Annotated in this window: 20 protein-coding genes and 1 pseudogene; 8 read left to right on the plus strand and 13 right to left on the minus strand. The window is 71.0% G+C overall.

The window, feature by feature from the left end:
• Positions 1-30 precede the first annotated feature (30 nt).
• The 6 genes from ACIBAG_RS00390 to ACIBAG_RS00415 all read right to left on the minus strand — a co-directional run bounded on the left by ACIBAG_RS00390 (position 31) and on the right by ACIBAG_RS00415 (position 5,605).
• A complete protein-coding gene (locus ACIBAG_RS00390; protein ID WP_399099265.1) occupies positions 31-1,275 on the minus strand; it encodes a cytochrome P450 in 1,245 nt (414 codons plus the stop codon).
• On the minus strand, positions 1,272-1,877 hold the full coding sequence (locus ACIBAG_RS00395) for a GTP-binding protein (RefSeq protein WP_399099267.1): 606 nt from the start codon (positions 1,875-1,877) through the stop codon (positions 1,272-1,274). Before ACIBAG_RS00395 ends, ACIBAG_RS00390 begins: the two co-directional genes overlap by 4 nt.
• Positions 1,858-2,229 carry a DUF742 domain-containing protein gene (locus tag ACIBAG_RS00400; RefSeq protein WP_399099269.1) on the minus strand — a complete coding sequence of 124 codons (372 nt, stop codon included), beginning with the start codon at positions 2,227-2,229 and terminating at the stop codon, positions 1,858-1,860. Before ACIBAG_RS00400 ends, ACIBAG_RS00395 begins: the two co-directional genes overlap by 20 nt.
• Complete coding sequence (locus ACIBAG_RS00405) at positions 2,226-2,636, minus strand: roadblock/LC7 domain-containing protein (protein WP_031485587.1); 411 nt, start codon at positions 2,634-2,636, stop codon at positions 2,226-2,228. The genes ACIBAG_RS00400 and ACIBAG_RS00405 overlap by 4 nt, the downstream gene beginning before the upstream one ends.
• A 3-nt stretch (positions 2,637-2,639) precedes the next feature.
• Positions 2,640-4,367, minus strand: a complete 1,728-nt coding sequence (locus ACIBAG_RS00410; protein WP_399099271.1) for an ATP-binding protein — start codon at positions 4,365-4,367, stop codon at positions 2,640-2,642.
• Between the two features lie 275 nt (positions 4,368-4,642).
• Positions 4,643-5,605 carry a GlxA family transcriptional regulator gene (locus ACIBAG_RS00415; RefSeq protein WP_399099273.1) on the minus strand — a complete coding sequence of 321 codons (963 nt, stop codon included), beginning with the start codon at positions 5,603-5,605 and terminating at the stop codon, positions 4,643-4,645.
• Positions 5,606-5,695: 90 nt separating this feature from the next.
• Between ACIBAG_RS00415 and ACIBAG_RS00420 the strand changes: the two genes are divergently transcribed.
• Positions 5,696-6,646, plus strand: coding sequence for an NADP-dependent oxidoreductase (locus ACIBAG_RS00420; RefSeq protein WP_399099275.1), 951 nt, complete (start codon positions 5,696-5,698; stop codon positions 6,644-6,646).
• A 14-nt stretch (positions 6,647-6,660) separates the two neighbouring features.
• Here the strand turns inward: ACIBAG_RS00420 and ACIBAG_RS00425 are convergent, their stop codons facing one another.
• Complete coding sequence (locus tag ACIBAG_RS00425) at positions 6,661-7,767, minus strand: NAD(P)-dependent alcohol dehydrogenase (RefSeq protein WP_399099277.1); 1,107 nt, start codon at positions 7,765-7,767, stop codon at positions 6,661-6,663.
• 25 nt (positions 7,768-7,792) lie between these two features.
• A complete protein-coding gene (locus ACIBAG_RS00430; RefSeq protein WP_399099279.1) occupies positions 7,793-9,244 on the minus strand; it encodes an aldehyde dehydrogenase family protein in 1,452 nt (483 codons plus the stop codon).
• A 103-nt stretch (positions 9,245-9,347) separates the two neighbouring features.
• Here ACIBAG_RS00430 and ACIBAG_RS00435 point away from each other — a divergent pair, with 103 nt between their 5' ends.
• Together ACIBAG_RS00435 and ACIBAG_RS00440 are read left to right on the plus strand one after the other, a co-directional pair.
• Positions 9,348-9,785 carry a MarR family winged helix-turn-helix transcriptional regulator gene (locus ACIBAG_RS00435; RefSeq protein ID WP_399099281.1) on the plus strand — a complete coding sequence of 146 codons (438 nt, stop codon included), beginning with the start codon at positions 9,348-9,350 and terminating at the stop codon, positions 9,783-9,785.
• 153 nt (positions 9,786-9,938) lie between these two features.
• Positions 9,939-10,319, plus strand: a complete 381-nt coding sequence (locus ACIBAG_RS00440; protein ID WP_399099283.1) for an anti-sigma factor antagonist — start codon at positions 9,939-9,941, stop codon at positions 10,317-10,319.
• 55 nt (positions 10,320-10,374) lie between these two features.
• Here the strand turns inward: ACIBAG_RS00440 and ACIBAG_RS00445 are convergent, their stop codons facing one another.
• The gene (locus tag ACIBAG_RS00445; protein ID WP_399099285.1) at positions 10,375-11,328 is read right to left on the minus strand and encodes a ribose-phosphate diphosphokinase; all 954 of its coding nucleotides are present in this window, start codon (positions 11,326-11,328) and stop codon (positions 10,375-10,377) included.
• A gap of 123 nt (positions 11,329-11,451) precedes the next feature.
• Positions 11,452-12,642, minus strand: coding sequence for a cytochrome P450 (locus ACIBAG_RS00450; RefSeq protein ID WP_399099287.1), 1,191 nt, complete (start codon positions 12,640-12,642; stop codon positions 11,452-11,454).
• 143 nt (positions 12,643-12,785) lie between these two features.
• Here ACIBAG_RS00450 and ACIBAG_RS00455 point away from each other — a divergent pair.
• Positions 12,786-13,449, plus strand: a pseudogene (locus ACIBAG_RS00455) (DUF4230 domain-containing protein).
• 366 nt (positions 13,450-13,815) lie between these two features.
• The gene (locus ACIBAG_RS00460) at positions 13,816-14,268 is read left to right on the plus strand and encodes a VanZ family protein (protein ID WP_399100526.1); all 453 of its coding nucleotides are present in this window, start codon (positions 13,816-13,818) and stop codon (positions 14,266-14,268) included.
• 100 nt (positions 14,269-14,368) lie between these two features.
• Here ACIBAG_RS00460 and ACIBAG_RS00465 read toward each other — a convergent pair whose 3' ends face one another.
• Positions 14,369-15,145, minus strand: a complete 777-nt coding sequence (locus ACIBAG_RS00465; protein ID WP_399099289.1) for a sulfite exporter TauE/SafE family protein — start codon at positions 15,143-15,145, stop codon at positions 14,369-14,371.
• 255 nt (positions 15,146-15,400) lie between these two features.
• Here ACIBAG_RS00465 and ACIBAG_RS00470 point away from each other — a divergent pair, with 255 nt between their 5' ends.
• Positions 15,401-16,630 (plus strand): ricin-type beta-trefoil lectin domain protein, encoded by a 1,230-nt coding sequence (locus ACIBAG_RS00470; RefSeq protein ID WP_399099291.1) that lies wholly within the window; start codon positions 15,401-15,403, stop codon positions 16,628-16,630.
• 46 nt (positions 16,631-16,676) lie between these two features.
• Here the strand turns inward: ACIBAG_RS00470 and ACIBAG_RS00475 are convergent, their stop codons facing one another.
• Entirely contained in the window at positions 16,677-16,913 is a 237-nt protein-coding gene (locus tag ACIBAG_RS00475) for a hypothetical protein (RefSeq protein WP_399099292.1), read from the minus strand.
• Between the two features lie 61 nt (positions 16,914-16,974).
• A complete protein-coding gene (locus tag ACIBAG_RS00480; RefSeq protein ID WP_399099294.1) occupies positions 16,975-17,991 on the minus strand; it encodes a DNA topoisomerase IB in 1,017 nt (338 codons plus the stop codon).
• 171 nt (positions 17,992-18,162) lie between these two features.
• Between ACIBAG_RS00480 and ACIBAG_RS00485 the strand changes: the two genes are divergently transcribed.
• A complete protein-coding gene (locus ACIBAG_RS00485; RefSeq protein ID WP_399099297.1) occupies positions 18,163-19,173 on the plus strand; it encodes a PHP domain-containing protein in 1,011 nt (336 codons plus the stop codon).
• A gap of 330 nt (positions 19,174-19,503) precedes the next feature.
• The gene (locus tag ACIBAG_RS00490) at positions 19,504-20,466 is read left to right on the plus strand and encodes an SDR family NAD(P)-dependent oxidoreductase (RefSeq protein ID WP_399099298.1); all 963 of its coding nucleotides are present in this window, start codon (positions 19,504-19,506) and stop codon (positions 20,464-20,466) included.
• The last annotated feature ends 14 nt before the right edge of the window (positions 20,467-20,480 follow it).

Here is a 20,480-nt window from a genome sequence, read left to right on the forward strand (position 1 = left end):
TGATCCGGCCGGGCAGCGGCGTCTGCTTGCCTATATCTCGAACTCGACCGGCAGGCGGTCCAGCAGGGACATCCATGTGGAGGCGGTCGAGGTGAGCTCCTCCGGCGGCACGGCCAGGTGCAGGCCCGGCAGACGGTGCAGCAGGACGTCCACCGCGACCTCGATGATGGACATCCCGATGTTCTGCCCGGGGCATTCGTGCGGGCCCGCGCCGAACGCCAGGTGCGCCTGGTTGCCCTCCACCGAGACACCCGGGTCGGGCCGGATCTCGGGGTCGAGGTTGCCCGGGGCCAGACCGAGAACGAGCAGGTCGCCCTCCTCGATGCGGTGCCCGCCCAGTTCGACATCGCTGGCGGCGAAGCGCCCCGGCAGGACGGCCAGCGGCGGAGAGTTCCACATGGCCTCCTCCACCACCGCCGAGATGTTCAGCTGACCGCTGATCAGCCCGGAGAGCCGGGAGGTGTCGGTCAGGACCAGCTCCAGCACCCGGGCCAGCAGATTGGTCGTGACGTGCGCGGCGATCAGCACCGCGCGCAGATGGGCCACGACCTCGTCGTGGTCGAGCGCCGCGTGATGCTCCAGCAGGCCGGTGGCGAGGTCGGAGCCGGGTTCGGACCGCCTGCGCTCGGCGAGTTCACCGAAGATCTCCCTGATCACGCCGTCGTGCATGACCGCGTCCTCGCCGCCCTTCATCACCTGGGCGCAGGACTCGACCAGGCGACGCCCCTCCGCCTCGGCGAGACCCAGCACGCGGGCGATCACGAGCATCGGCAGCAGGTCGGCGTAGTCCGCCACCAGATCGGCGCGGCCGGAGTCCACGAACGCGTCGATCTGCTTGTTGGCGAAGTGCGTGGCGTGGCGCCGGACACCGCGGTCGGCGGCGGACTGCAGCCCGTCGCTGACGGCACCACGCAGTCGGCGGTGAGCCTCGCCGTCCTGGGACACACAGTCGGGCCGCCAGGCGAGCATCGGAACCAGCGGAGAGTTGTCCGCGATCCGGCCCTCCCGCCAGTCCCGCCAGATCCGCGCGTCCCGGGGGAACTGGAGGGGATTGTCGAGCACTCGCCGGCTGTCCCGGTAGCCGAGGACCAGCCAGGCGGGGATGTCGCCCTCCAGCAGCACGGGAGCCACGGAACCGTGCTCCTTGCGCAGCCGCTCGTAGATGCCGAGCGGGTCGGTCGCCGCCTCCGGCCCGTAGAGCCGGGTCAGCTCGGTGTCATGGCCGAAGGGGCAACCGCGGGGCGTATCGGGATCGTTTAAGGGCTGGGCGTTCATCGGGACTCCAGTGCGACGGCAGAGCGTTCCTTCAGGTGACGTATCAGGGCGACCAGGACGTCACGGCTGGAAGCGCGGTCACGGGCGTCGCAGGCCACGATCGGCGTGTGCGGGGAGATGTCGAGGGCGTCCCGGATCTCCTCGACCGGGTACTCCTTGGAGTCGGGGAAGACGTTCAGCGCGACGACGAACGGGACGTTCTGCCGTTCCATCTCCTCGATGGCCCGGAAGCTGGAGGCGAGCCGGCGGGTGTCCACCAGGACGACCGCGCCGAGCGCGCCCTTGAACAGGCCGTTCCACAGGAACCAGAACCGCTCCTGGCCGGGCGTGCCGAACAGGTACAGCATCAGGGTGTCGTTGAGGCTGATCTTGCCGAAGTCCAGGCTGACGGTGGTCTCCGTCTTGTCGGCCACGCCGATCAGCCGGTCGACGCCGGCGCTGGCCTGGGTGAGGGTCTCCTCGGTGGTGAGCGGTCTGATGTCGCTCACCGAGCGGACCATGGTGGTCTTCCCCGTGCCGAAGCCACCGGCGATCATCACCTTCACCGAGCGGGTGCCCCCGCCACCCGGCCCGCCGGGACGGTCAAAGCCTTTGAAGTCCACTGAGTACCTCCTCAAGGAGCGCGAGGTCGGGCCCGCTGCCGGCGCCGTGCGCCGGGATGGGATCGCGGGCTTCGACGTGGCCTGCCTCCAGCAGATCCGTCAGCAGCACCGCGAGAATGTTGAAGGGCAGTCCGAGATGGGCGCCGAGTTCGGCCGCCGACAGCGGATCGCGGCAGCGCCGGAGGATCTCCTCGTGCTCGTGCTGCAAGCCCGGTACGGGGGCGGTGCGGGAGACGATGAGGGTCGCCACGTCGAGACTCGACGCCGAACCGCCCGGTCCGCTACGCCCCTTCGTCAGAACGTAGTAGCGCTCGAGACCGGACGGGTTCGTGGGCCGGCGGGGGGCACTCATCCAGAGTGCTCCTCCAGGCGGGGAGTGGTGCCGAGCAACTCGCCCATCCTGCGTGCCAGATCCCTCATCTGATGGCCGAGCAGGCCCTGGTCGAGGCCTTCCCGGGCGAGGACACCGAGATAGGTCTCCACCCCGGCCCGGACGACGAACAGATGGCCGCCGTCCACCTCGATCATCGCCAGCCTGAGCTGCCCCGCGTACTTGGGGAACTGCTCGGCGACCGGCTGGGCCAGTGCCTGCAGTCCGGCCACCACGGCCGCGAAGCGGTCCACGTCGTCGGGGTCCTCGGCACCGTAGGAGGTGATGGCCTTGCCGTCGCTGGAGGCCACAAGGGCGAAGTTGATCTCCTGGATGCTCTCCACCAGATCCCGGAGAGCCCAGCTCACGTCGGTTCCCTGTTGCGTCATCGACTAGTCGCTCTCTTCGGTGCGGTGCTGCTCGGTGGACTCGCGGCCGTCGGCCGTCGCGCCTGCCGCGCCGGGCTCGCGGCCCGCGGTGGCGAAGGCGGCCAGGCCGGCGAAGGACGCGTCGGGCGGAACGGCGACGACGCTGGTCGTGTCCTCGCTCCGCTCCGGGCGCCCGGCCGGCTCGTGGCGTGCCGCTTCGTGCCGCTTGCTGCGGCGCCGGGGCAGGCCACCTGGTGTGGTGTCCACGGCTTCGGCGGTGTCGGCCGGGGCGGCTTGCGCCACACGCTGTTCGCGGGCCGGGGTGGTCGCGGCGGCCTCTGCCGTCGGGGCGGGCGCCGCCGGAGTGACGGAGGCGGCCGCGGGCAGCGGGCTGAAGTACTTGTGCGGGACCACGACGACCACCGAGGTGCCGAGCCAGGGGGAGTCCGCGAAGGTGACGCGGATGCCGTAACGGCGGGCGAGGATGCCGACGACGCGCAGGCCGATGTTGGCGTCCTCGGAGATGCCGCCCAGGCCCGCGCCGGGCGCCGTGCCGGTGAGGGCCTGCTCGGCCTCGCGCTTCTTCTCCTCGCTCAGGCCCTTGCCGGAGTCCTGGATCTCGACTCCGACGCCGTTCGGGACCTCCTTGCCGGAGACGACCACCGGCTCGGTGGGCGGCGAGTAGCGGGCCGCGTTGTCCAGCAGGTGGGCGAAGATCAGCGTGAGGTGGTCCACGAGGCCGCCGTCGACGCCCAGTTCGGGCAGGTGGCGTACGTCGATGCGGTGGAAGTCCTTGATCCGGCCGATGCCGCCGCGGACCACGCTGAGCAGGCGCTGCGGTTCCTGCCACTGCCGGCCGGGCCGGTCCGAGCCGCCGAGCACGCCGATGCTGGCGGCGAGACAGTCGGCGGGGCCGATCGCCTGGTCGAGCTCCATCAGGCCCTGGGCGACAGCCGGCAGCCTGCCGTGTTCGCCCTGCATCTCGTGCAGTCGGCCACGGAGCTTGCTGGTCAGCACGTGGATGCGGTTGCCGATGCTGATCACGGCCTGTTCGGCGGAGGTCGAGCGGTTGAACTCCTCCTCGACGCCGATCAGGGAGGTCCGCAGGACCTTGCGCAGGCTCGCCTGGAGTTCGGCGCTGACCTTCGCGCACTGGTTGACGGTGGGCAGGACGTCGTCGATGGCGTCGCCCTCGCGCAGTTGCCGCAGCGCCTCGGGGAGTTGCTCGTCGGCGAGCCGGGTGACGGCGGCCAGCTGGTGGGCGAGCTGCTCCTGCCACACCTCGGCCTGGTCGGCGAGCTGGGCCTCGTAGGACTGGGCCTGGGTGGCGATACGCTCCTCGTAGGAGGCGCTCTCCTCAGCGAGCCGCTCCTCGTACGCCCGGGCATGCTCGGCCAGTTGGGCCTCGTAGGCACCGGACTGCTCGGCGAGGCGGCTCTCCAGAGCGGCGCGCTCGGCACTGAACTTCCGTTCCAGACCCGCCACATGCTGCTGCCACTGCTGCGAGTGCTCGGCCTGCGAGGTGCGGAACTCGCCCTCGGACCTGGTCAGGTGCGCCCGGGTACGCAGCAGGAGGCGTACACACACGGCGCTGGCGGCGGTCGCCGCGACACCTGCGACGCCGGCGGTTATTCGCTCCGAGCTCATGAACGTGGCGGCAACAGTCCCACCTCCTAAAGCCAGTGGCATCAGCCACCAGCTGTACCAGGCGACAGGGGGCCGCGCCGCCGACGGCGGAGTGGCGAGTTCCATCTGCATCCTTCGAGCGAGGCAACGATCGATCAAGGGGGGTGTGCAAGGCGATCGCACTCTTGGGCAGCACCGCGAAAACGACCGGTCGAGAGCAAGTCCCGACCGAGTCAACTCGCAGCGCCGAACGGGAGCCTATCGGGTTCGGATGCAAAAGGATCAACCGCACAGGTTGACGGAAGTGAGGGCTCCATCACTCTCCGCCAGGAGAACGTACATCGACAAATCCCGTTACTGACCTGCAGATTCGGAGAAATCGACGCGGCCGGAAGTGGCCCCTACCGCGCGGCGGCCGCCTGGAACGTACGCCGGTACGCCTGCGGTGACACCCCGATCGCGGCATGCAGGTGCTGGCGCAGGGAGGCCCCCGTGGCGAAGCCGACCTGGCCGGCGATCTGGTCGACCGACAGGTCGCTGGACTCCAGCAGCTGCCGGGCGCGGGCGACGCGCTGCTGGATCAGCCAGCGGCCGGGGCTGAGGCCGACCTCGTCGTTGAAGCGGCGGGCGAAGGTGCGCAGGCTCATCCGGGCGTGGGCGGCGAGGTCGGCCAGGGTGAGGGGCTCGTCGAGGTGCTCCAGGGCCCAGGCGCGGGTGGCGGCGGTGCTCGCGGCTCCGCTCTCCGGCACCGGCTGCTCGATGTACTGGGCCTGACCGCCGTCCCGGAACGGGGGCACCACGCAGCGCCGGGCCACCGCGTTGGCCAGTTCGTGACCGTGGTCGACGCGGACGATGTGCAGACAGACGTCGACACCGGAGGCGGCGCCGGCCGAGGTGAGGATCCGGCCGTCATGGACGAAGAGGACGTCCGGATCCAGGTCGACGTGCGGGTACCGGCGCCGGAAGGGTTCGGTCACCTGCCAGTGCGTGGTGGCCCGGCGGCCGTCGAGCAGGCCCGCCGCGGCGAGGACGAAGGCGGCCGTGCAGATCGACACGATGCGTGCGTCCGGGCGGATCAGCGCGAGCGCGTCGGCGACCCGGTCGGGCAGCTCCAGGGGGATGTACGCGGGAGCCATGGAGGCCACCACCACGGTGTCGGCCGTGGCGAGGATCTCCGGGCCGTGCTGGACGCCGATGGTGAAGTCGGCGTTGCTGCGCACCGGCCGGCCGTCGACGCTGCACGTCAGTACTTCGTACCGGCCGTCGGCCGCGCCGAAGATCCGGCTGGGGATGCCCAGCTCGAAGGGGTAGACGCCGTCCAGGGCCAGCACCACGACCCGTTCCACCTGTCGTTCACCTGGCATGCTGTCGTTCACCTCGCATGGCACGATCCTATCGAAGGTTGGCAATCGTGCCATTTTCCTGCGCGGCGGCTCCCGGCAGGCTGGTTCACCATGAGCACTGTGAACACGATGCGAGCCATCAGCCAGGACGCCCTCGGCGGCCCCGAGGTCCTCAAGGAAGTGGAACTTCGGCGCCCGGCCCCGCGCCCGAACGAAGTACTGGTGCGCGTCCGCGCCGCCGGGGTCAACCCGACCGACTGGAAGCACCGACAGACCGGTGGCTTCCTGGGCGAGCCGCCTTTCGTCCTGGGCTGGGACGTCTCCGGCGTGGTCGAGGCGGTGGGCATCGGCGTCGCCCGGTTCAAGCCCGGCGACGAGGTCTTCGGCATGCTGCCGTACCCCTTCGGCCACGGCTCGCACGCCGAGTACGTGAGCGCACCCGCCCGCGTCTTCGCGCACAAGCCGGCCTCGATCGACCACACGCAGGCGGGCGCGCTGCCGCTGGTCTCCCTCACCGCCTGGCAGGCCCTGGTGGAGTACGCCGATCTGCGGCCCGGACAGCGGGTGCTGGTGCACGCGGCGGCCGGCGGGGTCGGGCACGTGGCCGTGCAGATCGCCAAGGCGCGGGGCGCGTATGTGATCGGCACGGCGAGCGCGGGCAAGCACGAGTTCCTGCGGGGCCTCGGCGCCGACGAGCTGATCGACTACCGGGAGACGGACTTCGCCGAGGCCGTCAAGGACGTGGACGTCGTGCTGGACACGCTGGGCGGCGAGACGTCCGTGCGCTCACTGCGGGTACTGCGGCCGGGCGGCGTCGTCGTCTCGATCCTGCCGGTCGGGTCGGACGAGTTCCATGAGGAGGCCGAGCGGCTCGGCGTACGGTCCGTGCGGATGCTCGTCGACGCCGACCGCGCCGATCTGCGGGCGATCGCGGACCTGGTCGAGAAGGGCGCCTTGCGCGCCGAGATCGCGGGGACGTTCCCGCTGGCCGATGCCGCCGAGGCGCATGCGCTGGGCGACACCGGCCGGACCACGGGAAAGCTGGTCCTCACAGTCGACTGAGCTGGAAAGTCGGCTCAGAACGTCAGCACGGGCTTGATCGCCTTGCCCGCGCCCATGTCCCGTACCGCCTGGTCGATGTCCGCGAACGGATAGGTGCTGATCAGGCGGTGCAGGGGCAGCCGCCCCTCCTTCACCAGCCGGACCAGGGCGGGGATGAAGTCCTGCGTCTCGGCGTCGCCGAGGGTGAGGCCGACGACCTGCTTGCCGCCGAGCAGCCCGTTCACGTCCAGGGCGACCTCGGTGCCGAACGGCGGGGCGCCTACGACGACCAGGGTGCCGCGGGCGGCGAGCGCGTCGACGCCCTGGCGCAGGACGCCGACGTTGCCGGTGGTCTCCACGACGCCGTCGGCGCCCTGGCCGCCGGTGATTCCGGCGAGCGCCTCACCGAGGTCGGCCTCGGCGGCGTTGACGGTATGGGTGGCGCCCAACTCCTTTGCCAGTGACAGGCGTTCGCCGACCCGGTCGACGGCGACGATGTTGGTGGCGGGGGTGAGCGCGGCGGCCATGACGGCGGACAGACCGACGGCTCCGGCGCCGAGGACGACGACCGTGCTGCCGGTGACCGGCTTCAGGACGTTCCAGACGGCGCCGACTCCGGTCTGCACGCCGCAGCCCAGCGGGGCGATCGAGGCCAGCGGCACCTGCGGGTCGACCTTCACCAGGCTGCGCTCGTCCACCAGTGCCCGCTCGGCGAAGGAGGACTGCCCGAAGAAGTGGCCGCCGAGCGCCTCGCCGTCCCGGCTGATCGTGCTGCTGCCGTCGGCCCGGCGGCCGCCGATGAGGTTCAGCGGCAGCCAGGTCGCGCAGTACGCGGGGTGTCCGCCCCGGCAGTTGCGGCAGTCGCCGCACGAGGTGAAGGACAGCACGACGTGGTCGCCCGGCGCGACACCGGACACGGCCGAGCCCACCGCCTCGACGACGCCCGCGCCCTCGTGGCCGAGGACACCGGGGAGCGGGAAGGGCAGTCCGCCGCTCGCCACGCCGAGGTCCGTGTGGCACAGGCCGGTCGCGACCATGCGGACGACGGCCTCGTGCGGTCCGGGCTCGTCGAGCTGCACGTCGGAGAGGGTGAAGGGGGCTCCGCCGGACTCGACGACGGCGGCACGGGTGGGGATGGTCATCGAACGGATCTCCTTGGCGGTGCGCTCAGTCGAGCGAGACGACGACGGACTTGGTGGTGGAGTAGGCGTCGAGCGCCTCGGGGCCGTACTCCCGGCCGAAACCGGAGTCCTTGACGCCGCCGAAGGGGACCGCCGGGTCGAGCATCGCCCAGTCGTTGACCCAGACGATGCCGGCCGCCAGCCGGTCGGCGACGCGATGGGCACGGGCCAGGTTGCCGGTCTGGACTCCCGAGGCGAGGCCGTACGGCGTGGAGTTGGCGAACTCGACGGCCTCGTCCTCGGAGTCGAAGGGCTGCACCGTGAGGACCGGGCCGAAGATCTCCTCCTGAATCACGCGGGAGTCGTTCGGCAGGTCGGCGATCACGGTGGGCTTGTAGTAGTAGCCGCCGTCGAGGTCGAGCCGCTCACCGCCGCAGACGATGCGGCCGCCCTCCTTGCGGGCCAGGTCGACGTACTCCTCGACCTTGCGCAGATGGCGCTCCCCCGCCATCGGGCCGACGACGGTCTCGGGCTTGCGGGGGTCGCCGAGCGGCACCCCGGGCACGGCGTCGGCGAGGATGCCGAGCAGAGTGCTGTAGACCGGCCGGGCCACCAGCAGGCGCGGGCCGCCCATGCAGAACTGCCCGGTGTTGAAGACGAACCCCTTGATGATCGCGCCGACGGCCTTCTCCAGATCGGCGTCCTCGAAGACGATGTGGGCCGCGTTGCCGCCGAGCTCCATGGTGACGGGCTTGAGCGCCTCGCCGGCGATGCCCGCGACCTTCCGGCCGACCGCGGTGGAGCCGGTGAAGGCGACCTTGTCCACCCCGGAGTGCCGCAGCAGTGCCTCGCCGGCCGCGGGGCCGCCGGTGACGACGTTGACCACGCCGTCGGGGACACCGGCCCGCTTGAAGAGGTCGGCCATGTACAGCGCGCTGAGCGGGGTCTCCTCGGCCGGCTTGTGCACGACCGTGTTGCCGGCCGCGAGCGCCGGGGCGATCTTCGAGCCGGCCAGGATCAGCGGGAAGTTGTACGGCGTGATGGCCGCGACCACGCCGATCGGCCGGCGCCGGACGTACGCGAGGGCGTTCATGGGGGTGTCGCGGACGGAGCCGTCCAGGGCGTGGGCGAGGGCGGCGAAGTGCTCGTAGTCGTTGGCCGCGTTGGTCACGTCCACGGCATGGGCGAGCGTGATCGGCTTGCCGACGTCGCGGCTCTCCAGCTCGGCGATGGTGTCGGCGTTCTCCCGGATCAGCTCGGCGATCCGGTGCAGCACCCTGCCGCGCTCGCGGCCGCTGAGTCCGGACCAGGCGCCGTCGTCGAAGGCGTCCCGCGCGGCCCGTACGGCGGCGTCCACGTCGGCGGCACCGGCATCCGCGACCGTGGTGACGACCGCGGCCCGGGACGGGTCGACCACCTCGGTGCGCGCTCCGTCGGCGGCCTCGCGCCACTGGCCCCCGATGAACAACCGACCGGGTTCGATCTCGAAGGTGGTCATCGCCACTCCTCAGCCTCATCGCCAAGATTTCAACAAACAGGATTCCTGTTGGTCGGCAGTCTCATTACAGACAGGTTTCCTGTCAATGCTCTACGCTGAACTCATGCTCGACACCCAGGTAACCAAGGCACCGCCCTCGCTTCTCTACATGGTGAAGCAGGTGGAGCTCGTCGTGCGCTCCCACCTGGACGAGCTGGTCAAGCCGTCCGGGATCACCGCATTGCAGTACACGGCACTCACCGTGCTGCAGCGCCACGACGGCCTGTCGGCCGCCCAGCTGGCCCGCGACTCGTTCGTCACGGCGCAGTCGATCGCCGACCTGGTACGCAGCCTGGAGACCCGCGAACTCGTCCGCCGGGAGCGCAATCCGCGCAACCGCAGAGAGCTGCTGATCCTGCTGACCGACGCGGGCCGCGAGCTGCTCGCGCGGCACGAGGGGGCCGTACGGGAGCTGGAGGAGCGGATGATGCGCGACCTCACCGCCCATCAGACCGAGCAGTTCCGCCAGGCACTCTCCAAGGCGTGGCACGCGCTGTCGTAGCCGCGTCCCGCCCGCATCTCGATTCCGCTGGCGCAAATCGACGACATATGTCAATCGAACATGCTCAGTTTCGCTCGATCGAGGGTAACTTGCAGTGCGGGGACTGGATTTGCACAGCCCGCCGCGAGTGAGCAGGTTGGAGGCGATGTCGTCGTGCAGCAGGAACCTGCGCCGTTCAGCCGGCATCTGCGCGTCCACCGGCACCGGAACCACACGGTGCTGGAGTTCCGCGGTGAGATCGACATCGCGGCGGCGGTGGAGATAGCCCCGTACCTGGACCGGGTGACGACGCACCCCGGGGCACGGATCGTGATCGACCTCAGGAGCGTCGAGTTCTTCGACTGCTCCGGGCTGCGCCTGCTGTACCGGGCCCGCAGCCGAGTGCTCGACCACGGCGGGCAGTTACACCTGGTGTGCACCCACCCGCTGACCCTGCGCATGCTCCGGATCACCGGCCTGCACCGGCTGCTGCCGCCGCATCCGACGCCGGACGCGGCCCTGGACCAGTCGGAGACCACGTCCGGCACGTGGTGACGCCGCCTGGCCCGGCCAACGGATACGGGACAACCTTTGCCTCGTCACCTGCCGGCTATTCGGTTCCCGGCGCGTCGAAGAGGGCGCTGACGGACTCCCCGTTGTGAATGCGGCGCACGGCCTCGGCGAGCGCCGGGGCGATGGACAGGATCCGCAGCTTCTCGGTGCGCTCCTCCACCGGGACCGGCACGGTGTTCGTGCACACGATCTCCAGTACGTCGGGCTGCTCGCCGATCCGCTTCAGCGCCCCGGACGCGAACAGGCCGTGCGTACAGGCGACCCGGATCGATCGCGGCCCCAACTCCCGTAGCCGATCGAGGAGTTCCAGGACCGTACTGCCCTTGGCGATCTCGTCGTCCAGGATGATGACGTCCCGCCCGGTCACGTCACCGATGACCGAGCTGATGCTGACCCGGTCGTCGGCGAACCGCTGCTTCGCGCCGGCGGCCACGTGGGCGCCGATCATCCGGGCGAACGCGGCGGCCTCCTTGGCGTTGCCCAGGTCCGGCGAGACCACGGTCGTACGGGAGAGGTCGTACTGCCGGAAGTGCGCGGCGAGTTCGCGCAGCGCGTGCAGGTGGTCGACCGGCACCGTGAAGAAGCCGTGCACCTGGGGCGCGTGCAGGGTCATGGCGAGGACACGACCAGCGCCGGCCGCCACCATCAGGTCGGCGACGAGCCGGCCGCCGAGGGAGATGCGGGGGGCGTCCTTCTTGTCGGAGCGGGCGTAGGAGTAGTGCGGCATGACGACGGTGATCCGGCGCGCGGACGCCCCGCGCGCGGCGTCGCACATCAGCAGCAGCTCGACGAGGTGTTCCTGGACCGGGCGGACCAGCGGCTGGATCAGGAAGACGTCGCGTTCCCGGCAGTTGGCCTGGAGCTGCACCTCCAGGCAGTCGTTGGCGAACCGGCTGACCCGGGTGGGGCTGAGCGGCACCCCCAGATGAGAGCAGACCTCCGCCGCCAGTTCGGGGTGGGCACTACCGCTGAACACGGCGATCTCTCGCACGATCCGCTCCTCGCATGATCATTCCGGGTGGCGGACTCATGCTACTGAGGTCTGCAGAAACGTTGCGGCTCGGATGGGGCACAGGCGTGTGGTGACGGCCTCAGTGGTGGGCCTCCACAGTGATCACCACGACACGGGCAACCGGAGCGGGCTCCGTGTCATCTGGCCCTCCCGCCACTCGATGGTCTCGGGGGTGAACTCGGCGCGCAGGCCCGGGAAGCGGGCGGCGAGGCGGTGCAGGCCGAGTTCGAGCTCCAGGCGGGCCAGCCAGGCACCCAGGCAGTGGTGCGGACCGGCACCGAAGGCGATGCCGGGCGACGTCAGCGGGGCGAAGAGGTCGGGTTCGCCGGGCGGGAAGACCTCCGGGTCGCGGCCGGCGGAATTGGTCTGGACGGCGACCACACTGCCCGCCGGGATCAGCACACCCCCGACCTCCGTGTCCTCTACGGCACGACGGATCAGCCCCGGCAGGACGCGGCCCTCGCTGAGGGGGACGGTCCGCAGCAGTTGCTCGGCCGCGGTGGCCGCCGCCTCCGCGTCCTCACCGAGTCCCTTCCAGGCCGCCCGCCCGTCGGTGAGGAGGTAGACGACGGCGTTGCCGAGCGCCGTCATGGTGGTCTCGTGTCCGGCGACGACCAGTCCGCAGACCAGGGTGACCAGCGGGCGCTCGTCGATCCCGAGGTCGTCCCCCGCCGCGACCAGCCCGCTCACCAGGTCGTCACCGGGTGACGCCCGCCGCTCGGCCACCAGTTCCCCGGCGAACTCGCCGAACTCCCGCATGGCCAGACGGACTTCCTCCGCCGTATGGGCGCCTCCCGACAGGGCGTGGTCGGCCCAGTGACGGATGCGGTCGCGGTCCACGTGCTCCAGCCCCATGAGACGGCAGATCACCGAGACGGGCAGGGGGCGCGTGAACCCCTCGATGATGTCGGCGGGGCTGCTCTGTTCGGCGAGGTCGTCGAGGAGCGCCTCGACCACGGAGGCGACCCAGGGCCGCCAGCGGGCGATCGCCCGGGGCGTGAACGCCCGCTGCACCGTGCCGCGCAGCCGCTGATGGGCGGCGCCGTCCTGGTTGAGGAGCCCGTCGGGTGCGTCCAGCAGGTTCGGTACGACCAGCAGGGGCGGGGCGTCCGGGGCGTGCAGCGAGCTCCGGTTGAACCGGGGGTCCATGAGGACCTGCCGCGCCTCGGCGTACCGGGTCACGATCCACACCGGGGTGCCGGTGGCGAGGGTGCCGAGCCGGGGCGGTCCGGACTCGGGGAGGCTGATGCGGTGCATGGGGCGAAGCGGCCGGGACGTACTGTCTGCGCTCATCCGGGTCTCCAGACGCGCCGGTACGGACGGTTCCCCACGCTAGTGGGCCGCCCCGCTCCAGTCAGGGGCCGCAATCGGCCAACGGACAGGTCCGGCAAGGGATTTGGGGGTACTTGGTTGAACAGGGAAGGAGGAACGTCGACATGACGACCCCCACCAAGCGCATCGACAAGAGCATGCCCGGCTGGGCGAAGGCGGTGACCGCCCTCGTCCTGGTGCTCGTCGTCCTCTTCGCCGGGATCCGGCTGAGCGTGATCCCCGGCCTCAAGGACCTGTTCGGCACCGAGACCAACGACCGCTCGGGTCCGGCGCTGCTGCAGTCCATCCAGGACATGAGCCGCTACGACGCCGCCACCGGCAACTTCCAGATCGTCGTGGATCTGGAGAAGGACGCCAAGTTCCTGCCCGACGCGATCCGCGGCACCCGCACCCTGTACGTCGGCGCGGGCACCGTGGACGCCTATGTCGACCTCGGCAAGGTCGGCGAGGACGACGTCACGGTCAACGACGACCGTACGTCCGCCACGCTCCGCCTCCCGCACGCCGCCCTCGGCAAACCGTCCCCTGGATCCCGACCGCTCCTACGCCGTCTCCAAGGAGCGCGGTCTCCTCGACCGCCTCGGCGACCTCTTCTCGGACAACCCGAACAGCGAACAGGCCGTACAGCAGCTGGCGGTGCGCCACATCGGCGACGCGGCCGAGCAGAGCGGGCTGACGGCGCGTGCCGAGTCCAACACCACCGACATGCTGGAGGGGCTGCTCCACTCCCTCGGCTTCAAGGAGGTGAAGGTGACGTACGGGTCCTGATTCCCTGCGAGGACCGGGCGCGGCACAACGGGCATCTCCACGCGGTAGCGGGGTAATCCCCTTACCACGAAGGGAAGTTGAAGACTGGAGGACCGCATGGCCCGTGGAACACCACGTTCGCGTGCCGCGTTACGCCCCGGCACTTCCAAGACCGCAGGCACGTCCAAGAGCACAGGCGCCGCCAAGGCCTCAGGTACCGCCAAGGCCGCGGGCGCCGCCAAGTCGGCAGGAGGGACAAAGGCCACGGACGGCAACAAGAAAGCCGGGCGCCGCGCAAAGTCAGAGCGCGGCGCCAAGCCCGGACCCGGCACCAAGCCCCGGCCCGGCGGCAAGGCCTCTCGTGCCCCGAGGTCCGAGCGGAGCCCCCTGCGCTTCCTGGCCCGCCTCCTGGCGATGCTGTGCGCCTTCGCGCTCATGGTCGCCTTCGCCGTCGTACTGGCGAAGCTCACCCTGGAGCCCTCACCCGCGTCGGAGGCCCTGACCCACACCAACCTGCGTCCGGGCCGCTCCCTGCGGGCCTATCTGGACCAGCCCGAACTGCGGGACGCCGTCCGGCAGATCGGCGGGAATCTGCTGCTCGGCGTTCCGTTCGGCATCCTGGTTCCCGTCCTGGCGCCACGGGCGCGCGGCGTCCTGCGCGTGCTGCTGCTGACGGCGACCGTCATGCTTCTGGTCGAGTTCGCGCAGGGTGCGCTGGTGACGGGGCGCGCCTTCGACATCGACGACGTCATCCTCAACACCACCGGGGCGCTGATCGGCTACCTGCTGCTGGGGCGCCGACTGAGCCGGGCGGTGCACGCCAAGGAGCGCAGCTCCTGACACCTGCCGCTCAACGCCGGACCCTGACCTCCGTCCCTAGGTCGTGTCCGCAAAGTCCCGCCTGCCCCGCGGGCGGACGACGGGACTTTGCGGACACGACCTAGCGCAGAACCAGCTGGACGATGGCCGCCGTTCCGACCCCCACGATGAGGGCACGCAGCACAGCGGGGCGCAACCGGCGGCCCGTCGTCGCTCCGAGGTGGCCGCCCGCCGCCGACCCGATCGCGAGGAGGGCGACGGCCGTCCAGTCGAAGTCCGCGACGGCCAGGAAGAACAGCGCGGCGACGGAGTTGACCACGGCGACGAGCACGTTCTTGACGGCGGTGAGGCGCCGCAGGTCGTCGTCGAGGAGCATGCCCATCAGGGCGACGTAGATGATGCCCTGGGCGGCCGAGAAGTAGCCGCCGTAGACGCTGGCCAGGGTCAGTCCGGTGAGCAGCAGGGGGCCGCCGTCGGGGCGTGCGGACCTCCCCTTCCGTGCGCGGCGCGTGCGCAGCCGCCTGCTGATCAGCGGCTGGAGGACGACCAGCACGAGAGCGAGCCCCACCAGGGCCGGCACGATGCGTTCGAACGCCGAGGCGGGCAGGGCCAGCAGCAGCGCGGCCCCGGTGAGTCCGCCGAGCACGGCGCCGGCGCTCCACTTCAGAATGCGCCGGCGCTGACCGCCCAGTTCCCGGCGATAGCCGATGGCGCCGCTGATCGAACCGGGGATCAGGCCGAGCGCGTTGGAAACCGTGGCGGTGACGGGCGGCAGTCCGGTCGCGAGCAGGACCGGGAACGTGATCAGCGTCCCCGAGCCGACGACGGCGTTGACCGCTCCGGCCGCGATGCCCGCGCCCAGGACGGCGAGCAGCTCACCGATGTGTGCAGCGTTCATGGAAGGCAGCCTAGGAACCGAACCTTTCGGCGGCGGACGAATCATGCCGGGCGGATGGAAGGCCCCGAATCGCCGTACCCGACGATCGGACCACAAGCAGCACCCCCCTCTCGATCCCGTTCGATCCCGCGAACTTCTGGTCTGTACCAAGGTATTGACGCGTCCTTATCTCACTCCTTAAATCAAGTGGCGACTCCTTCACCCCCCACCTCGCGCGGCGCCCCCGTATCGGGCCGCCGCACGGAAGGGAGCACGATGGCCTCCCCACGCCTGCTCCGCACGTGTCTGCTCGCCGCTCTGTCGGCCGTCCTGGTCGGGTCCGCCGCGATCGGCCCCGCACAGGCGGAACCGCCGGAGGTCACGGCCGCGGCGGTGGCGTTCTCCGACAGCTTCGACGGGCCCGCCGGTGCCGCCGTCGACTCGTCGAAGTGGCAGATCGAGACCGGCGACAACGTCAACAACCACGAGCGGCAGTACTACACCTCGGGCAACAGGAACGCGGCGCTGGACGGCCAGGGCCACCTGGTGATCACCGCCCGGCGCGAGAATCCGGCCAACTACCAGTGCTGGTACGGCACCTGTCAGTACACCTCGGCACGGCTGAACACCGCCGGGAGGTTCCACGCCCAGTACGGGCATGTCGAGGCGCGGATAAAGGTGCCGCGCGGGCAGGGCATGTGGCCCGCGTTCTGGATGCTGGGGACGCCGGTCAACTGGCCGGACTCGGGCGAGATCGACATCATGGAGAACGTCGGCTTCGAGCCCTCGACCGTCCACGGCACCATCCACGGCCGCGGCTACTCCGGATCGGGCGGCATAGGCGCCGCCTACTCCCTGCCGAACGGGCAGGCCTTCGCGGACGCCTTCCACACCTTCGCCGTCGACTGGGCGCCCGACTCCATCACCTGGTCCGTCGACGGGAACGTCTACCAGCGGCGCACACCCGCCGACCTGGGCGGCAGGCAGTGGGTGTTCAACAAGCCGTTCTTCCTGATACTGAACCTCGCGGTCGGCGGCTACTGGCCCGGCGACCCGGACGGCTCGACCGTCTTCCCGCAGCAGCTGGTCGTATATCACGTCTCGGTGACGACCGGTGACTCACCCACCGGCGGCGCGGTCCGCGGGCTGGCCGGCAAGTGCGTGGACGTGGCCGGGGCGAGCCCCGCCAACGGCACGCCCGTACAGCTCTACGACTGCAACGGCACCGCCGCCCAGCAGTGGACCGCGGGCTCCGACGGCACCCTGCGTGCGCTCGGCAAGTGCCTGGACGCCACCGGCAACGGCACCGCGGACGGTACGACGGTCCAGCTGTGGGACTGTACCGGCGGCCCCAACCAGAGATGGACCGTCACCGCCGCGCGCGACATCGTCAACCCGCAGGCCGACAAGTGCCTGGACGTGACCGGCAACAACCCGGCCAACGGCACCCGGCTGCAGCTGTGGACCTGCACGGGCGCGGCCAACCAGAAATGGACGGTCGGCTGAACCGAACGGCCGCCGACCGGCCGACCCTGCCCTCCGGGCCCAGGGCCTAGTGGAGACGCCAGGTGAACTTGTCGCCGCCCACCCAGCGGACCACTTCCGGGTCGTCCAGGTCGTGGACCGTGATGCCGAAGGCGGCGGCGTACTCCAGGACGTCGGTGACGGTCCTCGCCTCACCGACGACCATGCCGTCGATCTCCATGATGCGGAACGGTGGCGTACCCGGCTGAACCCCGAGCACCATGATCCGCGGGTGAGAGATGTGCGGGCTCGCGATTTCGGTCATGCATAGAGCGTAGAGCGCAACCCGCGTCAACGGACCCTTCGGGGCAAACCCGTCCTTCGGGTCAGGCGCGCAGCAGGTCGAGAACGGCCGCCTCGACGGCCCCCTGGGTGGCCGGTCGCCCGAAGTCGCCGTGCTCGCCGAGCCGGGTGAGCGCGGCGGCGACGGTCTCGCCCTGTTCGAAGAGCTCGAAGACGCGCGGGTCGATGTAGGAGGCGCGGCACACGGCGGGCGTGTTGCCCAGGTAGTGGCTGACCTCGCGGACCGCCCGGCTCATCTGCCGGCGCCTGGCGGCGGGGGTGTCGCGGGCGTCGCGGGTGGTGACGGCGAGCGCGACGGCGGCCAGGACCGTCGCGTGCCAGGTGCGGAAGTCCTTGGCGGTGATCTCGGTTCCGGACAACCGGCGCAACGCCTCGTTCAGGTCGTCGCCGTGCAGGTCGCGCCAGGCGCCCCGTTCCCAATACATGAGCAGGCGCTCGCCACCGCGCGGGCGGCGCAGCAGGGCGCGTACGACGGCCTGTGCCTGCGCGTCGACGAGTGCCCGTACGACCTCGGTGCCGCCCTTGGCCGGGTAGCTGAAGGTGATCTCGTCACGGCCGCAGGTGACGTGCTCGCGCAGCATCGTGGTCAGCCCGTAGGTCTCGCTCTCCCGGGTGTGCCGGTCGCTGCCGATCCGGAAGAAGCCCAGATCGAGCAGGCGGACGGCACAGGCCGTGACCCGGTCCCGGCTCAGGCCGCGCCCCGCGAGGTCGAGAGCGACCTGGGCACGCAGCTCGGGCAGCGTGCGCGCCACCTGTCGCACATGCTCGTGCTTTGCCTGCTCCTGCTGGACACGGAACTGCTCGTGGTACAGGTACTGGCGGCGTCCGGCGTCGTCCGTACCGACGGCCTGCAGATGGCCGTTGGGCCAGGGGCAGATCCATACGTCGCGCCACGCGGGCGGGACGGTCAGGGCCCGGATGCGGGCCAGGTGGACCGGATCAGTGAGGGGGCCGCCGTCCAGGTCCCGGTAGCGGAAGCCGCGACCGCAGCGGACGCGGGTGAAGCCGGGGCCCGCGCAGGAGCTGGTGCGCAGTCTCATGGCAGGCGCATCAGGACCACCCTGGTGTGCGGTGCTGAAAGAACGGCATCACGGGCCCCTTCACCGGCGCGGACGGGGACGACGCCCGTAGTACCCCGGGGGCGTACCGGCAAACCGTGTGCCGTTGTGCGGGGGTGGCGGTGCCGGGGAACCCTGGAGGTGGAGGTGGCGATGGATCCCGTCGACGCGCTGAACCGGATCGCCTTCCTGCTGGAGCGGTCCCTGGCGCCGACGTATCGCGTACGGGCCTTTCGTACGGCCGCCCGGGTGCTGGCCGAACTGCCCGCGGACGAGGTGCGGGCGCGGGCGGAGGCCGGGACGCTGGAGTCGCTGCGCGGTGTCGGCCCGAAGACGGCCCAGGTGGTGCGCGAGGCACTGGCCGGTCAGGTGCCCGGCTATCTGACGGACCTGGAGGGCCGGCCCGCGGTCGAGCCGCCCGAGAGCGGCCGGGAGCTGTGGGAGCAGCTGCGCGGGGACTGCCATCTGCACTCCGACTGGTCGGATGGCGGCAGCCCGATCGAGGAGATGGGCCGGACGGCGGCCGAGCTGGGGCATGAGTGGGCGGTGCTCACGGACCACTCGCCGCGGCTGACCGTCGCCCGCGGGCTGTCCCCCGACCGGCTGCGCGAGCAGTTGGAGGTGGTGGCCGAGCTGAACGCGACATGGGCGCCGTTCCGGCTGCTCACCGGTATCGAGTGCGACATCCTCGAGGACGGCACGCTCGACCAGGAGCCCGAACTGCTGGAGCGGCTCGACGTCGTGGTGGTGTCCGTGCACTCCAAGCTGCGGATGGAAGCGGCCGCGATGACCCGCCGGATGGTCGCCGCCGTACGCGATCCGCACGCGGACATCCTCGGCCACTGCACCGGCAGGCTGATCACCGGGCGGGGTCGGCCGGAGTCCGAGTTCGACGCGGACGAGGTGTTCGCCGCGTGCGCCGAGTCCGGTACGGCGGTGGAGATCAACAGCCGGCCCGAGCGGCTGGACCCGCCCCGGCGACTGCTGCGCCGGGCCCTGGCGGCGGGCGTGCTGTTCTCGATCGACACCGACGCGCACGCGCCCGGGCAGCTCGACTGGCAGCGGTACGGCTGTGCGCGGGCGGCGGAGTGCGGGGTGCCCGCCGAGCGGGTGATCACCACCTGGCCGATGGACCAGCTGCTGGAGTGGACCCGGGAGAAGTGAGCCTTCGGGAGGGGCGTGATGCAGATCACCGCATATGGCGGCAAACCCAGGAACACCCGCCAGTAGTTTCCCGTTGAACCAGCCGTGGGTGCGGATGGGACAGTGTCCCCGGGCCTCACCTTTTGCCCACAGGGACGATCGTTCGGCTGAAGCCCTGTGGAGCCTTTCGCCGAGAGGCGACCGCCATCCGCGCCCACACCTCGGACCGCCCCGACCGGAACTCCCCCGTCCGGTCGGGGCTCTCTTTTGTCGCCGCACCTCGAGTGACCGGTCGCCGGAGCTGTGTGATCGCTTGACTTCGAGAGCGCTCCAATTCGTAGCGTTCCCGGCATGACCACTGCACAGCACAAGATCGGCTCCGGTTTCGACGCGACGAGCACCGCCGACGACGTCCTCCAGGGGATCGACCTGACCGGAAAGCTGGCGATCGTCACCGGCGGCTACTCCGGCATCGGCCTGGAGACCACCCGAGCCCTGACCAGGGCCGGCGCCCGCGTCGTCGTCCCCGCGCGTCGCCCGGACAGTGCGCGCCAGGCACTGGCGGGCGTGCCCGGCACCGAGGTGGACGAGCTGGACCTCGGCGACCTGGAGAGCGTCCGCGGCTTCGCGGAACGGTTCCTCGCCTCCGGCCGCACCGCCGACTTCGTCATCAACGGCGCCGGTGTCATGGCATGCCCGCAGACGCGGGTCGGACCCGGCTGGGAAGCCCAGTTCGCCATCAACCACCTCGGTCACTTCGCCCTGGTGAACCGGCTGTGGCCGGCCCTGGTACCGGGCGGCGCGCGGGTCGTCGCCGTGTCGTCCGGCGGGCACCATCTGACGGGCGTGCGCTGGGACGACGTCCACTGGCGGCGGGGCTACGACAAGTGGGCGGCGTACGGCCAGGCCAAGACCGCGAACGTGCTGTTCGCCGTACACCTGGACCGGCTCGGCCAGAGCTCCGGTGTCCGCGCCTTCGCCCTGCACCCCGGCGCCATCCTCACGCCGCTCCAGCGGCACATGGCCAAGGAGGAGATGGTGGAGCGCGGCTGGATCGACGAGGACGGCACCCCGCTGAACCCCGAGGGCTTCAAGACCCCTCGGCAGGGCGCGGCCACGCAGGTCTGGGCGGCGACCTCGCCCCAGCTGGCCGGACTGGGCGGCGTCTACCTGGAGGACTGCGAGGTGGCCGAGCCCGCTCCGGCCGACGGTGCGATGCGCGGGGTGAAGGACTGGGCCGTCGACCCGGAGCAGGCGGCGCGCCTGTGGGAGCTGTCGGCCGAGCTGACCGGGGTGAACGCGTTCGCCGGGTAGGACGCGTCGGGGGC

Origin of the sequence: Streptomyces sp. NPDC051243, from assembly GCF_044455405.1 — a bacterium.
GTDB lineage: Bacteria > Actinomycetota > Actinomycetes > Streptomycetales > Streptomycetaceae > Streptomyces.

Coding starts and splice junctions, on each gene's coding strand:
- ACIBAG_RS00425 (WP_399099277.1), bottom strand. CDS start 7,767: ATGACCATCCCCACCCGTGCCGCCGTCGTCGAGTCCGGCGGAGCCCCC.
- ACIBAG_RS00480 (WP_399099294.1), bottom strand. CDS start 17,991: ATGAGACTGCGCACCAGCTCCTGCGCGGGCCCCGGCTTCACCCGCGTC.
- ACIBAG_RS00410 (WP_399099271.1), bottom strand. CDS start 4,367: ATGGAACTCGCCACTCCGCCGTCGGCGGCGCGGCCCCCTGTCGCCTGG.
- ACIBAG_RS00470 (WP_399099291.1), top strand. CDS start 15,401: ATGGCCTCCCCACGCCTGCTCCGCACGTGTCTGCTCGCCGCTCTGTCG.
- ACIBAG_RS00465 (WP_399099289.1), bottom strand. CDS start 15,145: ATGAACGCTGCACACATCGGTGAGCTGCTCGCCGTCCTGGGCGCGGGC.
- ACIBAG_RS00450 (WP_399099287.1), bottom strand. CDS start 12,642: ATGAGCGCAGACAGTACGTCCCGGCCGCTTCGCCCCATGCACCGCATC.
- ACIBAG_RS00400 (WP_399099269.1), bottom strand. CDS start 2,229: ATGAGTGCCCCCCGCCGGCCCACGAACCCGTCCGGTCTCGAGCGCTAC.
- ACIBAG_RS00485 (WP_399099297.1), top strand. CDS start 18,163: ATGGATCCCGTCGACGCGCTGAACCGGATCGCCTTCCTGCTGGAGCGG.
- ACIBAG_RS00405 (WP_031485587.1), bottom strand. CDS start 2,636: ATGACGCAACAGGGAACCGACGTGAGCTGGGCTCTCCGGGATCTGGTG.
- ACIBAG_RS00490 (WP_399099298.1), top strand. CDS start 19,504: ATGACCACTGCACAGCACAAGATCGGCTCCGGTTTCGACGCGACGAGC.
- ACIBAG_RS00420 (WP_399099275.1), top strand. CDS start 5,696: ATGAGCACTGTGAACACGATGCGAGCCATCAGCCAGGACGCCCTCGGC.
- ACIBAG_RS00390 (WP_399099265.1), bottom strand. CDS start 1,275: ATGAACGCCCAGCCCTTAAACGATCCCGATACGCCCCGCGGTTGCCCC.
- ACIBAG_RS00415 (WP_399099273.1), bottom strand. CDS start 5,605: ATGCCAGGTGAACGACAGGTGGAACGGGTCGTGGTGCTGGCCCTGGAC.
- ACIBAG_RS00430 (WP_399099279.1), bottom strand. CDS start 9,244: ATGACCACCTTCGAGATCGAACCCGGTCGGTTGTTCATCGGGGGCCAG.
- ACIBAG_RS00475 (WP_399099292.1), bottom strand. CDS start 16,913: ATGACCGAAATCGCGAGCCCGCACATCTCTCACCCGCGGATCATGGTG.
- ACIBAG_RS00435 (WP_399099281.1), top strand. CDS start 9,348: ATGCTCGACACCCAGGTAACCAAGGCACCGCCCTCGCTTCTCTACATG.